Origin of the sequence: Pseudomonas sp. WS 5051, from assembly GCF_012985715.1 — a bacterium.
Lineage (GTDB): Bacteria > Pseudomonadota > Gammaproteobacteria > Pseudomonadales > Pseudomonadaceae > Aquipseudomonas > Aquipseudomonas bubulae.
Genome location: NZ_JAAQWV010000001.1, coordinates 169,336 through 182,565, shown reverse-complemented (window position 1 = coordinate 182,565; position 13,230 = coordinate 169,336). Strand labels below are relative to the sequence as shown.

10 protein-coding genes are annotated in these 13,230 nt (G+C 59.8%); all 10 read left to right on the top strand.

Translation table 11 applies throughout. The features are described 5' to 3' along the window. The first annotated feature begins 2 nt into the window (after positions 1-2). A complete protein-coding gene (locus HBN79_RS00780; RefSeq protein WP_198417412.1) occupies positions 3-1,424 on the top strand; it encodes an N-acetylmuramoyl-L-alanine amidase in 1,422 nt (473 codons plus the stop codon). Between the two features lie 14 nt (positions 1,425-1,438). Further along, entirely contained in the window at positions 1,439-3,337 is a 1,899-nt protein-coding gene (gene mutL, locus HBN79_RS00775; protein ID WP_165446536.1) for a DNA mismatch repair endonuclease MutL, read from the top strand. After that, entirely contained in the window at positions 3,337-4,317 is a 981-nt protein-coding gene (miaA, locus tag HBN79_RS00770; RefSeq protein WP_095024348.1) for a tRNA (adenosine(37)-N6)-dimethylallyltransferase MiaA, read from the top strand. The genes mutL and miaA overlap by 1 nt, the downstream gene beginning before the upstream one ends. 90 nt (positions 4,318-4,407) lie before the next feature. Beyond that, the gene (hfq, locus tag HBN79_RS00765) at positions 4,408-4,668 is read left to right on the top strand and encodes an RNA chaperone Hfq (protein WP_016783304.1); all 261 of its coding nucleotides are present in this window, start codon (positions 4,408-4,410) and stop codon (positions 4,666-4,668) included. A 13-nt stretch (positions 4,669-4,681) separates the two neighbouring features. Continuing rightward, positions 4,682-5,983 carry a ribosome rescue GTPase HflX gene (gene hflX / locus HBN79_RS00760; protein WP_095000953.1) on the top strand — a complete coding sequence of 434 codons (1,302 nt, stop codon included), beginning with the start codon at positions 4,682-4,684 and terminating at the stop codon, positions 5,981-5,983. 96 nt (positions 5,984-6,079) lie between these two features. Then, positions 6,080-7,261 carry an FtsH protease activity modulator HflK gene (hflK, locus tag HBN79_RS00755; protein ID WP_095000954.1) on the top strand — a complete coding sequence of 394 codons (1,182 nt, stop codon included), beginning with the start codon at positions 6,080-6,082 and terminating at the stop codon, positions 7,259-7,261. Then, positions 7,261-8,139: a protease modulator HflC gene (gene hflC / locus HBN79_RS00750; RefSeq protein WP_095000955.1), complete on the top strand. Its 879-nt coding sequence runs from the start codon at positions 7,261-7,263 to the stop codon at positions 8,137-8,139. The genes hflK and hflC overlap by 1 nt, the downstream gene beginning before the upstream one ends. Before the next feature lie 407 nt (positions 8,140-8,546). Then, entirely contained in the window at positions 8,547-9,734 is a 1,188-nt protein-coding gene (locus HBN79_RS00745) for an ATP phosphoribosyltransferase regulatory subunit (RefSeq protein ID WP_095000956.1), read from the top strand. Between the two features lie 54 nt (positions 9,735-9,788). Continuing rightward, positions 9,789-11,078 (top strand): adenylosuccinate synthase, encoded by a 1,290-nt coding sequence (locus HBN79_RS00740; protein ID WP_016783309.1) that lies wholly within the window; start codon positions 9,789-9,791, stop codon positions 11,076-11,078. Between the two features lie 134 nt (positions 11,079-11,212). After that, positions 11,213-13,147, top strand: a complete 1,935-nt coding sequence (locus HBN79_RS00735) for a methyl-accepting chemotaxis protein (protein ID WP_095000957.1) — start codon at positions 11,213-11,215, stop codon at positions 13,145-13,147. The last annotated feature ends 83 nt before the right edge of the window (positions 13,148-13,230 follow it).

The window sequence follows — 13,230 nt, the reverse complement described above, 5'->3', positions numbered from 1 at the left end:
TGATGGGGTTTGGTATGCGCTTTCGCGCGTTAGCAAGTGTGGTGGGTGTGTTGCTCAGTGTCATGGCATTCAATGCTGTGGCCGCAACCCAGGTCAAGAGCGTGCGTCTATGGCGGGCGCCGGATAACACTCGACTGGTTTTTGATCTTACCGGGCCGGTGCAGCACAGTGTGTTTACGCTGACCGCACCTGATCGTCTGGTCATCGACATCAATGGCGCGACCCTGGGCGGGCCGCTGAATGTGCAAACAGCCAATACGCCAATCACCAGCATGCGCTCGGCGCAGCGTACCCCCACCGACCTGCGCGTGGTTATCGACCTGAAAAAGGCCGTGACCCCGAAAAGTTTCGTTCTGGCGCCCAATGCCCAGTACGGCAACCGCCTGGTGGTCGACCTGTATGACCAGGGCGCCGATCTGGCGCCAAGCCTGCCGGCCACCAACGTGGCAACGGTGCCGGTGGTGCCGGTGACGCCCGCGCAACCCGACGTGAAACTGCCGCCGATCCCGAGCGGTAAACGCAGTGTGGTGGTGGTGATCGATGCCGGCCACGGCGGTGAAGACCCGGGGGCCTCGGGCTCGGCTGGCCAGCGTGAAAAAGACGTGGTGTTGGCGATTGCCAAAGAACTGCAACGCCAGATCAACGGCATGAAAGGCTTCAGGGCCGAGCTGACGCGTACCGGCGACTACTTTATCCCGCTGCGTGGCCGCACCGAAATCGCCCGCAAGAAAGGCGCCGACCTGTTTGTCTCGATCCACGCCGATGCTGCACCGTCCAAGGCTGCCTTTGGTGCTTCGGTGTTTGCCCTGTCTGAACGCGGCGCGACTTCCGAGACGGCGCGCTGGCTGGCCGACAGCGAAAACCGCTCCGACCTGATCGGTGGCGCAGGCAACGTCAGCCTCGATGACAAGGACCGCATGCTGGCGGGTGTGTTGCTCGACCTGTCGATGACCGCGTCGCTGACCTCCAGCCTCAACGTCGGGCAAAAAGTGCTGAGCAACATAGGTCGGGTCACCCCGCTGCACAAGCAGCGCGTGGAGCAGGCCGGGTTTATGGTGCTGAAGTCGCCGGACATTCCGTCGATTCTCGTCGAGACCGGGTTTATCTCGAACTCCAACGAAGCGTCCAAGCTGGCTTCGAGCAGTCACCAGCAAGCGCTGGCCCGTTCGATCAGCAGCGGCGTACGCCAGTTCTTCCAGCAAAATCCGCCGCCGGGCACTTATATCGCCTGGCTGCGTGACACCGGCAAAATCGCCCAGGGTGCCCGCGAACACACGGTTCGCCCCGGCGAAACCCTGGCGATGATCGCTGTACGCTATCAAGTGGGCGTGGCGACATTGCGCTCGAGCAACAGCCTGAAAACCGATGAGCTGAAGGTTGGCCAGAACCTGAATATTCCGGCAACTGCCCTGGCGGCACAGTAATGAGTGATGAAACATTGAGCAGCAGCGCGCGGATTGAATTGCTCAGCCCGCGCCTGGCCAACCAGATCGCTGCGGGCGAAGTAGTTGAACGCCCGGCTTCGGTGATCAAGGAACTGCTGGAAAACAGCCTCGATTCGGGTGCCAAGCGCATTGATGTGGACGTGGAGCAGGCCGGGATCAAGCTGCTGCGGGTACGTGACGATGGCAGCGGAATTTCCAGCGACGACTTGCCGTTGGCGCTGGCCCGTCACGCCACCAGCAAGATTCGTGATCTGGAAGACCTTGAGCGGGTGATGAGCCTGGGCTTTCGCGGTGAGGCGCTGGCTTCCATCAGTTCCGTGGCGCGCCTGACCCTGACCTCGCGCACCCGTGGTGCCGATCAGGCCTGGCAGGTCGAGACCGAAGGCCGCGACATGGCGCCCCGGGTTCAGCCGGCTGCACATCCGGTGGGTACCTCGGTTGAAGTGCGCGACCTGTTTTTCAACACCCCGGCACGGCGCAAATTTCTCAAAACCGAAAAGACCGAATTCGATCACCTGCAGGAAGTGATCAAGCGCCTGGCGCTGGCACGTTTTGATGTGGCGTTCAATTTGCGCCACAACGGCAAGTCCATCCTCAACCTGCACGAAGCCCGCGACGATACTGCCCGCGCCCGGCGTGTGGCGGCCGTGTGCGGCTCCGCGTTCCTGGAACAGGCAATGCCCATCGAGGTTGAACGCAATGGTTTGCACCTGTGGGGCTGGGTCGGTTTGCCGACTTTTTCCCGCAGTCAGGCGGACTTGCAGTACTTCTATGTCAATGGCCGCGCAGTACGCGACAAACTGGTGGCCCATGCGGTGCGCCAGGCGTATCGCGATGTGCTGTTCAATGGTCGCCACCCGACCTTTGTGCTGTTCTTTGAGGTCGACCCCTCGGTGGTCGACGTCAACGTACACCCGACCAAGCACGAAGTACGCTTCCGTGACGGGCGCATGGTGCATGATTTCCTCTATGGCACTTTGCACCGTGCTCTGGGTGACGTTCGTCCCGAAGACCAACTGGCCGCACCAGCGCCGGTGCCCGGGGCCGAGCGCCCGACGGGGCTGGATGCTGGCGAATTCGGCCCGCAGGGTGAAATGCGTCTGGCGGCTAATGTGCTGGAGCAGCCGCAGTCGGCCCCGTCACCGCATGTGGCAGGTTCGGGCGCTGGTGCGGGCTATCAGTACCAATACCGTCCGCAGTCCTCCGCGCCCCCGGTGCCCGTCGAAGAAGCGCGCAATGCCTATCGCGAGTTTTTCGCACCATTGCCTGAGGCCAATGCCGCGCCTCTGCCGGACGGGCAAGGTGATATTCCGCCGCTCGGCTTTGCTCTGGCCCAGCTCAAGGGCATTTATATCCTCGCGGAAAACGCCCAGGGGTTGGTGCTGGTGGATATGCACGCGGCCCATGAGCGGATCATGTATGAGCGTCTGAAAATCGCCATGGCCAGTGAAGGCCTGAGTGGTCAGCCGCTGCTGGTGCCGGAATCGATTGCGGTCAGCCAGCGGGAAGCCGATTGCGCCGAAGAACACGCCGAGTGGTTCCAGCGCCTGGGCTTCGAGTTGCAACGCCTTGGCCCGGAAACCCTGGCCATCCGCCAGATCCCGGCCCTGCTCAAGCAGGCCGAGGCCCAGCGACTGGTTCACGACGTACTGGCCGACCTGATGGAATACGGCACCAGTGACCGGATCCAGGCGCACCTCAACGAGCTGCTCGGCACCATGGCCTGCCACGGTGCGATCCGCGCCAATCGCCGTTTGGCGATCCCGGAAATGAACGGTCTGTTGCGTGACATGGAAAACACCGAGCGCAGCGGTCAGTGCAATCATGGTCGTCCCACCTGGACCCAAATGGGCCTGGACGACTTGGACAAACTCTTTTTGCGCGGTCGCTGATGACAGGTTCCAACGCTTTACCCCCGGCTATTTTCCTGATGGGGCCGACGGCCGCCGGCAAGACCGACCTGGCCATCGAGCTGAGCAAGGTGCTGCCGTGCGAGCTGATCAGTGTCGACTCGGCGCTGGTCTATCGCGGCATGGACATCGGCACTGCCAAGCCGTCGAAAGAAATTCTGGCGGCTCACCCGCATCAGTTGATCGACATTCTCGACCCGGCCGACAGCTATTCGGCGGCCGATTTTCGTCGCGATGCGCTCAAGGCCATGGCCGAGATCACGGCGCGAGGCAATATCCCGCTGCTGGTGGGCGGCACCATGCTCTATTACAAGGCACTGATTGACGGCCTGGCCGACATGCCTCCGGCGGACCCCGAGGTGCGCGCGCAGCTTGAAGAAGAGGCGCAGCGCCTTGGCTGGCAGGCCCTGCACGATCAGTTGGCAGCCATAGATCCGGAGTCTGCCGCGCGAATTCACCCCAATGATCCGCAGCGTCTGACCCGGGCGCTTGAGGTTTATCGGGTCAGCGGCATGAGCGTGACGGCCCATCGGCAAAAACAATCTGAACAAACGACTAAAGCAGCGGCTTCTGGGCACAGCCAATTGCCCTATACTGTCGCGAATCTGGCCATCGCTCCGGCGAACCGTCAGGTGCTGCATGAGCGAATTGCACTAAGATTCGGGCAGATGCTGGAACAGGGGTTCATTGACGAGGTCATAAACCTGCGCAACAGAAGTGACCTGCATGCCGGGTTGCCGTCTATACGTGCAGTGGGTTACCGCCAAGTCTGGGACTACCTCGACGGCAAGCTGACAGCGGCCGAGATGCAGGAGCGCGGCATCATAGCCACGCGCCAGTTGGCCAAGCGCCAGTTCACCTGGTTGCGCAGCTGGAATGATTTGCATTGGCTTGACAGTCTGGACTGCGACAATCTGCCACGAGCCTTGAAATACCTGGAATCGGTCTCCATATTGAGCTGAGTCTTGGCAAATGCCGTCTATCCTATGGATGTGGCGACAGCGGTCATCTAATTTTTGTTTCTATTTTTTATCCTTACAGGAGTGCGGCATATGTCAAAAGGGCATTCGCTACAAGACCCTTACTTGAATACTTTGCGTAAAGAGAAGGTTGGCGTTTCCATCTATCTGGTCAACGGGATCAAGCTGCAGGGGACCATCGAGTCTTTCGACCAGTTCGTGATCCTGCTGAAAAACACCGTCAGCCAAATGGTTTACAAGCACGCAATTTCGACAGTCGTACCAGTACGTCCAATTCGTCTGCCTAGCGCAACCGAATCGGATCTGGCAGACGCTGAACCAGGTAATGCCTAAATAGGAGCATCCTTTGTTCTTTGAGCGCCACGGTGGTGGTGAGCGAGCGATCCTCGTTCACTTGGAAGGACAGGACCCTGAGGCGCGCGAAGATCCGCAGGAGTTCCAGGAGTTAGCTGTGTCGGCTGGCGCCGATACCGTCGCGTTTTTTAACGTGCCGCGTCATCGGCCATCGGCCAAATACCTGATTGGCAGTGGCAAGGTCGAGGAGTTGCGCGATCTGGTCAAGGCCGAGAAGGTCGACATCGTGATTTTCAATCACGTACTCACGCCCAGTCAGGAACGTAACCTCGAACGTGTTTTCGAGTGTCGCGTGCTTGACCGTACCGGGCTGATTCTCGATATCTTCGCTCAACGCGCCCGTACCCATGAGGGTAAGCTGCAAGTCGAACTGGCTCAGCTTGACCACATGAGCACGCGTCTTGTACGCGGCTGGACTCACCTTGAGCGTCAAGGTGGCGGCATTGGCATGCGCGGGCCGGGTGAAACCCAGCTCGAAACCGACCGCCGACTGTTGCGTGTGCGCATCAGCCAGATCAAAGCCCGTCTGAAAAAAGTCCGCAGTCAACGCGAGCAGTCCCGTAGAGGGCGTCAACGCGCCGATATTCCTACAGTGTCGCTGGTGGGCTATACCAACGCCGGTAAATCCACGCTGTTCAACAAGGTCACCGGCTCTGACGTCTTTGCCGCCGACCAGTTGTTCGCCACGCTAGACCCGACCCTGCGCCGCCTTGATCTGGGCGACCTGGGGCCGATCGTGCTGGCCGACACCGTGGGCTTTATTCGTCATCTTCCGCACAAGCTAGTTGAAGCATTCCGGTCTACGCTCGAAGAGTCGAGCAATTCCGATCTGCTGCTGCATGTGATCGATGCGCACGAGCCTGAGCGCATGGCGCAGATCGAGCAGGTGATGGTGGTACTGGGCGAAATCGGTGCGCAGGACTTGCCGATTCTCGAGGTCTACAACAAAATCGATTTGCTTGAAGGTGTCGAGCCGCAGATCCAGCGTGATGCCGATGGCAAGCCGCAGCGGGTCTGGTTGTCGGCCCGTGATGGTCAAGGGCTGGAGTTGCTTGAGCAGGCCATCGCCGAGTTGCTGGGCAATGATTTGTTCGTGGGCACCTTGCGCTTGCCGCAACGTTTTGCTCGACTGCGTGCACAGTTCTTCGAACTGGGGGTTGTGCAAAAAGAACAGCATGACGATGAGGGCTCCAGTCTGTTGGACGTACGCCTGCCGCGATCCGAGCTCAATCGCTTGGTCAGCCGCGAAGGGATGCAGCCGCTGGAATTCATCGAAGAACACACTTTGCAATAAAAGCCTCGCAAAGCGGTCGTGCCGCTGTGATAGGCATTCTGTAGCATTGGTCGGCGCGCCGTGGGCGCGTCTTTGCTTTATCAGATGGAGAGCGCTATGGCTTGGAATGAGCCGGGTGGCAACTCGAACAATCAAGATCCTTGGGGTGGCAAACGCCCTAAAAATGGCGACCGCAAGGGGCCACCAGATCTCGACGAGGCCTTCCGAAAGCTGCAGGAAAGCCTGAATGGGTTGTTCGGTGGTGGGAAAAAACGTACTGGCGGCAGCGGCAGTGAGGGTGGTTCGAATGGCAAGGGCGCCGGCTACGGTCTGCTCGGCATCGGCCTCGTCGTGCTGGCGGCTGCCTGGCTTTACAGCGCCGTGTATGTAGTCGATGAGCAGGAGCAAGCCGTGGTGCTGCGCCTGGGCAAGTACTACGACACCGTTGGGCCGGGCCTGAATATCTACTTCCCGCCGTTCGACAAAAAGTACATGGAGAACGTGACGCGTGAGCGTGCGTACACCAAGCAGGGTCAAATGCTGACTGAAGACGAAAACATCGTCGAAGTGCCGCTGACCGTGCAGTACAAGATCAGCAACCTGCGCGACTTCGTGCTGAATGTTGATCAACCGGAAGTCAGCTTGCAGCAGGCTACCGACAGCGCCTTGCGTCACGTCGTGGGTTCCACGTCGATGGATCAGGTGCTGACCGAAGGCCGTGAGCAAATGGCCGTGGAAATCAAGGAACGCCTGCAGCGTTTCCTAGATACCTACAAGACCGGTATCACCGTGACCCAGGTCAACGTACAGAACGCAGCCGCACCGCGTGAAGTACAGGAAGCCTTCGATGACGTGATCCGTGCCCGAGAAGACGAGCAGCGTGCCCGCAACCAGGCCGAAAGCTATGCCAACGGCGTTGTACCGGAAGCACGTGGTCAGGCCCAGCGCATCATCGAAGATGCCAACGGCTACCGTGATGAAGTGGTTTCCCGCGCCAAGGGTGAGGCTGACCGCTTTACCAAACTGGTTGCCGAGTACCGCAAAAATCCTGAAGTGACCCGCGACCGTCTGTATCTGGACACCATGCAGGAAGTCTTCAGCAACACCAGCAAGGTACTCGTGACCGGTAACAAAAACGGCCAGAGCAACCTGCTTTACTTGCCGTTGGACAAAATGATCGAAGGCCGTAATGGCAGCACCCCGGCAACGGGTTCGGCAGCCGCAGCGAGCAATACTGATTCCGGCTCGCACGTCAGTACGGATCTGCCGCCACAACCGCGCACCAGGGAGAGCCGCTGATGAGCAATAAATCGCTGGTTGCCCTTATTGTTGCTGTTGTCGTGGGGATCGTTGCCTGGAACAGCTTCTACATCGTCTCGCAAACCGAGCGTGCTGTACTGCTGCGCTTTGGCCGTGTGGTCCAGGCTGACGTTCAGCCGGGCCTGCATGTGAAGATTCCTTACGTCAACCAGGTGCGCAAGTTCGACGCCCGCCTGATGACGCTGGACGCGCCGACTCAGCGTTTCCTGACGCTGGAAAAGAAAGCGGTCATGGTTGATGCCTTCGCCAAGTGGCGTGTGAAAGATGCCGAGCGCTTCTACACCGCAACTTCGGGCATGAAACAGATTGCTGACGAACGTCTGTCGCGTCGTCTGGAATCCGGTCTGCGTGACCAGTTCGGCAAGCGCACCCTGCACGAAGTAGTGTCGGGTGAGCGTGATGCGTTGATGGCTGACATCACTGCATCGTTGAACAAAATGGCTGAAAAAGAGCTGGGCATTGAAGTGGTCGACGTTCGCGTCAAGGCCATCGACCTGCCAAAAGAAGTAAACCGCAGCGTTTTCGAACGTATGAGCACCGAACGTGAGCGTGAAGCACGCGAGCATCGGGCCAAGGGTAACGAACTGGCAGAAGGCATTCGTGCTGACGCCGACCGTCAACGTCGTGTTCTGCTGGCTGAAGCTTATCGTCAGTCCGAAGAAGCACGCGGTGATGGCGATGCCCAGGCAGCTTCGATCTACTCCAAGGCTTATGGCCAGGATCAGGAGTTCTACAAGTTCTATCGCAGCCTGCGCGCTTACCGCGAAAGCTTCGCGAGCAAGAACGATGTGCTGGTTCTGGACCCAAGCAGCGATTTCTTCCGCTACCTGGAAAAATCCAAGCCTTCGCAGCAGTAAAAGCGCTTCAAGCCTGTGGGAGCAGGCTTGCTCGCGATGCAAGCAACTCGGTCTGTCTGCTAAATCGAGTTGATGCCATCGCGAGCAAGCCCGCTCCCACACTGTTTTCAGAAGGGTTGGCATGTTCATCACAGGCCCTGATTCACTCCGCTTGGCGGTCAAATGGCCTCGCAGGGTGATCCTTTTAGAAAACGGGTGTATGATGCGGCAGCCGGGAAATTCCCGGCTTTTTTGCGTCTGCATGTTTGATTGTCCGAATGGCTGTTACAGCATCGGCAGAATTTTCGAGGAATGTGCGAGCCTGTCGTTCAGGCTTTTTTGCTGTGCGCGTTCAAGACGCAGCCACGTTCTGCTTTACTCAAGGCTCGCCTGCTGGCTGGCCGCCCGGATCACAGGGGAATGGCGTAATGGCAACGGTAGACCGCTGGCTTTTGCCAGATGGCATCGAAGAAGTACTTCCACCTGAAGCTGCCCGCATTGAAGTGGCGCGCCGTCAGGTGTTGGATCTGTTCCAGAGCTGGGGCTATGAGTTCGTCGTGACCCCGCATATCGAATACCTGGAGTCCCTGCTGACAGGGGCTGGCCAGGACCTCGACTTGCGTACCTTCAAGGTGATTGACCCGCAAACGGGTCGCCAGATGGGTTTTCGTGCCGACATCACGCCGCAAGTGGCGCGTATCGATGCGCATACCCTGCGTCGTGAAGGCCCGAGCCGTCTGTGCTACGCCGGCAGCGTGCTGCATGCTCAACCGCGTGCACTGTCATCCTCGCGCAGCCCGATCCAGCTGGGCGCCGAGTTGTATGGCGATGCAAGCCCGAGCAGCGATGTTGAAGTGATCAGCCTGATGCTGGCCATGCTGCAACTGGCCGATGTGCCGGATGTGCACATGGACCTGGGGCATGTTGGTATTTACCGTGGTCTGGCCCGTGCGGCCAACCTGTCGGTTGAAGTGGAACAACAATTGTTCGACGCCCTGCAACGCAAGGCGATCGACGAAGTAACGGCCTTGACCCAAGGCTTGCCGGCCGATTTGGCGGGCATGCTGCAGGCCTTGGTTGGTTTGTGTGGCGGTCACGAAGTTCTGGCTGCTGCGCGCGAGCGTCTGGCCAAGGCTCCGGCTCAAGTGCTGGCAGCTCTGGACGACCTGGTGGCGATTGCCGAAGGGTTGTCTGTGCGTTTCCCGCAGTTGCCGTTGTACTTTGACCTGGGCGAGTTGCGTGGGTATCACTACCACACAGGTGTAGTGTTTGCGGTATTTGTACCGGGCGTTGGGGACTCCATCGCCCAAGGCGGTCGTTATGACGACATTGGTGCTGTTTTCGGGCGTGCCCGGCCGGCAACCGGCTTTTCGACCGATTTGAAAACCCTGGTGACCCTGGGGCGTGCGGAAGTCAAGTTGCCGTCTGGTGGTATCTGGATGCCAGACAGCACCGATGCGGCACTCTGGCAGCAGGTTTGCCAGCTTCGCAGTGAAGGCCAGCGTGTGGTTCAGGCGTTGCCTGGGCAACAGCAGGCTGGTGCCCTGGAGGCAGACTGCGACCGCCAATTGATTCAGCAGAATGGCCTGTGGCAAGTAGTGCCGCTGGTTTCTTGAGTTTTCCTGCCGGCGGCTGCCGGCACCAAGTTTGCGCGAATGAGGACAAGTGTTATGGGTAAGAATGTCGTAGTCCTGGGCACCCAATGGGGTGATGAGGGCAAAGGCAAGATCGTTGATCTGCTGACCGAACATGCTGCCGCTGTAGTGCGTTACCAAGGTGGCCACAACGCTGGCCACACGCTGGTAATCGACGGCGAAAAAACCGTATTGCACCTGATTCCGTCGGGCGTGTTGCGCGAAGGCGTGCAATGCCTGATCGGCAACGGTGTCGTGGTTGCTCCCGACGCCCTGCTGCGTGAAATCATCAAGCTGGAAGAGAAAGGCGTACCGGTGCGCGAGCGCCTGCGTATCAGCCCGTCCTGCCCGCTGATCCTGTCGTTCCACGTGGCGCTGGACCAGGCCCGTGAAAAAGCCCGTGGCGAGCTGAAGATCGGTACGACCGGTCGCGGTATCGGCCCGGCTTACGAAGACAAAGTTGCCCGTCGTGGCCTGCGTGTTGGCGACCTGCTGAACATGCCGCGCTTTGAAGCCAAACTGCGTGAACTGGTGGATTACCACAACTTCATGCTGGTTGGTTACTACAAAGAGCCGGCTATCGACTTCGACAAGACCCTGGCCGAGTGCAAGGAATACGCCGAGCTGCTCAAGCCGTTGATGCTGGACGTGACAGCCGAGCTGCACGACCTGCGTCGCGCTGGCAAGGACATCATGTTCGAAGGCGCCCAGGGTTCGTTGCTGGACATCGACCACGGTACCTACCCGTACGTGACCAGCTCCAACACCACCGCTGGCGGCGTTGCGACCGGTTCGGGCGTTGGCCCGATGTTCCTGGACTACATCCTGGGCATCACCAAGGCTTACACCACTCGCGTAGGTTCGGGCCCGTTCCCGACTGAGCTGTTCGACGACGTTGGCGCTCACCTGGCCAAGCAAGGTCACGAGTTCGGTGCTACCACCGGCCGTGCCCGTCGTTGCGGCTGGTTCGACGCCGTTATCCTGCGTCGCGCTATCGATGTGAACAGCATCTCGGGCATCTGCCTGACCAAGCTGGACGTACTCGACGGTCTGGAAACCATCAACATTTGCGTTGGTTACAAAGACGCAAACGGTGTTGATGTTGCACCGACCGACGCTGACAGCTACGTAGGCCTGCAGCCTGTGTACGAAGAAGTGCCGGGCTGGACTGAATCGACCGTGGGTGCCAAAACCCTGGAAGAGCTGCCAGCCAACGCTCGCGCTTACATCACGCGCGTAGAAGAGCTGATCGGCGCTCCGATCGACATCATTTCGACTGGCCCGGACCGCAACGAGACCATCGTTCTGCGTCACCCGTTCGCTTAAGTCGCTGTTGATGTAAAACAAAAGGCCCTTCGGGGCCTTTTGTCGTTTCTGCCTGTTGTGCGGCACGACCCTTGCTGTGAAAACCGTCAATAAGCGTGCTATCAAAATAATGGCACCTAAGTGGAGGGTTTTCCGTGTCTGCCGTTCTCTCACTGTTACAAAGCCGTCTGCTGCGGCCTGTATTCGTTACCCTAGGTATCGCTCTTTTGGTGCAGGTTTTGGTGGCTGTTGCACTGACACGGAGCACGGTGACGGCGTTGGAGTCTGATCTGGATGCGCGTCTGGGGGCAGACAGCCAAAAGCTCACCGCGGAACTGGAGCAGGCCGGGCGTGAGGTTAAAAGCAGCCTGGATGCGTTGTCTGCCAGCACCCGGCAGCGTTTGACCGCGGGCCTGGAGCCACGCTTGAAAGACGAGCAAATGCAGCTCAGGCAATCGCTGGAGAAGAACCTGCAGGACTCGGCCAACGACATGGCGCAACTGCTGGCAGCTGTAGCGCCGCGTGCCATATGGGATAGCGATGTGCCCACGCTGTCCGATTTCGCCCGACGCGCTCAACGTAATCCTAATGTGTTATTCGTGGTGTACGACGATGCCACGGGGCAGCATCTGACCCGCTATCTCAATCGTGATAACCCGATCAACCAGGCGCTTTTGGCCAAGGGCAATGGCGAGCGGGCGCTGGATAAAGTGCTCGATGCGGCCCGCCATGATCCGTCTGTGTACTATCTCGAAGCCTCTATCAACCCCAATGGCGTCGAGATCGGCAAAGTGCTGATGGGGGTTTCCACCGCCTCGGTTGAGCAGGACCTGGCGGCCCTCGACCAGCGCTTTTCGACGTTGATAGCCAATAGCGGGCAACTGGTCGGCGAAAGCTTGCAAGGTGCTGCCAGCGACAGTTCGGCAGCACTGGGCGCGCGTTTGGAGTCGGCGCAGGCAGCGGCGGCGCAGATGCAGGCCAATACCGCGCAGACCGTGCGCGAGGCGGCGGACACCTTGCGCTGGCGTATTGGCATGGGGCTGGCGATTGTCGGATTTGGTGTGTTGCTGTTACTGGCGGTGGTGCTGGGGCGGCGGGTGGTCAACAAGTTGCTGCTGCTGATTGCCGCGCTGGATGACCTGGCCGCAGGCGAAGGTGATTTGACCAAGCGTGTAGGCCTGAACAGCAAGGATGAAATCGGCGATATGGCGGCGGCGGTTAACCGCTTTGTCGACAAGCTGCAGCCCATCGTGCGTGAGGCGGGTGATGTGGCGCAGCGCACCGGGGTGGAGATCGGTGTGATGACCTTGCGCAATGCCGGGGCCGATGCTGCCGCGCAGTTACAGCGCGATGAAGTAGCTCAGAGCCTGCATGCACTGTCGACCATGGCAGATGCAGCCCAGTCGGAAAGCCAGGCGATGCAGGCGGCGCTCCGGCAGGTGGTTGATATTCGTCAGGCTACTGATGAAAACACTCGCACCTCGGCCAAGGTCGGGGGGCTGATCGAGGCGCTGGCCGGACAGGTGGGCGAGGGAGCCAAGGTGATCGAGCGTCTGGCGCAGCAAAGTGAGCAGATTGAAGTGGTGCTGACGGTGATTCACGGCATCGCCGAGCAAACCAATCTGCTGGCTTTGAACGCGGCCATTGAAGCCGCGAGGGCGGGGGAGACTGGGCGTGGTTTTGCTGTGGTAGCCGATGAAGTGCGGGCTCTGGCCAGCAAAACCCAAAGCTCTACCGGTGATATTCAGGCGCATATCGTGGCCTTGCAGCAGGGAGCCAGGGAAGCCGTGGCGGCCATTGGCTTGGCGGGGCGTCAGGCCGATGAGGGCCTGGCGGTGCTGCGCGGCAGCGTGCAGTTGCAAAAGACCATGCAGGTATCGGTCGAGCAGGTGCATAGCGCGATTGGTGATGCGACCAAAGCTGCCGAGCATCAGGCGCAAGGAGCGTATGCGGTGCGTGGGCGGGTGGAAGTGATCCATGCCCAGGCCGAGCGTGCGGCCGAGGCGGTGACCCAGACCACGGCCAGCGGCAAGGTGCTGGACGGGTTGGCGGCGCAGCTCAAGGCGAGTCTTGGGCAGTTCCGGGCGTAGAGAAGCGGGGCTGCCCCTGTGGGAGCGGGCTTGCTCGCGATGCGGGCAGCGCGGTGAATCTGCATGCCCCCGTCGATGCCATC

Excerpts from the sequence above, each read along its gene's own strand:
- hflC (WP_095000955.1), top strand. The coding sequence starts at position 7,261 with ATGAGCAATAAATCGCTGGTTGCCCTTATTGTTGCTGTTGTCGTGGGG.
- HBN79_RS00745 (WP_095000956.1), top strand. The coding sequence starts at position 8,547 with ATGGCAACGGTAGACCGCTGGCTTTTGCCAGATGGCATCGAAGAAGTA.
- hflK (WP_095000954.1), top strand. The coding sequence starts at position 6,080 with ATGGCTTGGAATGAGCCGGGTGGCAACTCGAACAATCAAGATCCTTGG.
- miaA (WP_095024348.1), top strand. The coding sequence starts at position 3,337 with ATGACAGGTTCCAACGCTTTACCCCCGGCTATTTTCCTGATGGGGCCG.
- hfq (WP_016783304.1), top strand. The coding sequence starts at position 4,408 with ATGTCAAAAGGGCATTCGCTACAAGACCCTTACTTGAATACTTTGCGT.
- HBN79_RS00780 (WP_198417412.1), top strand. The coding sequence starts at position 3 with ATGGGGTTTGGTATGCGCTTTCGCGCGTTAGCAAGTGTGGTGGGTGTG.
- HBN79_RS00740 (WP_016783309.1), top strand. The coding sequence starts at position 9,789 with ATGGGTAAGAATGTCGTAGTCCTGGGCACCCAATGGGGTGATGAGGGC.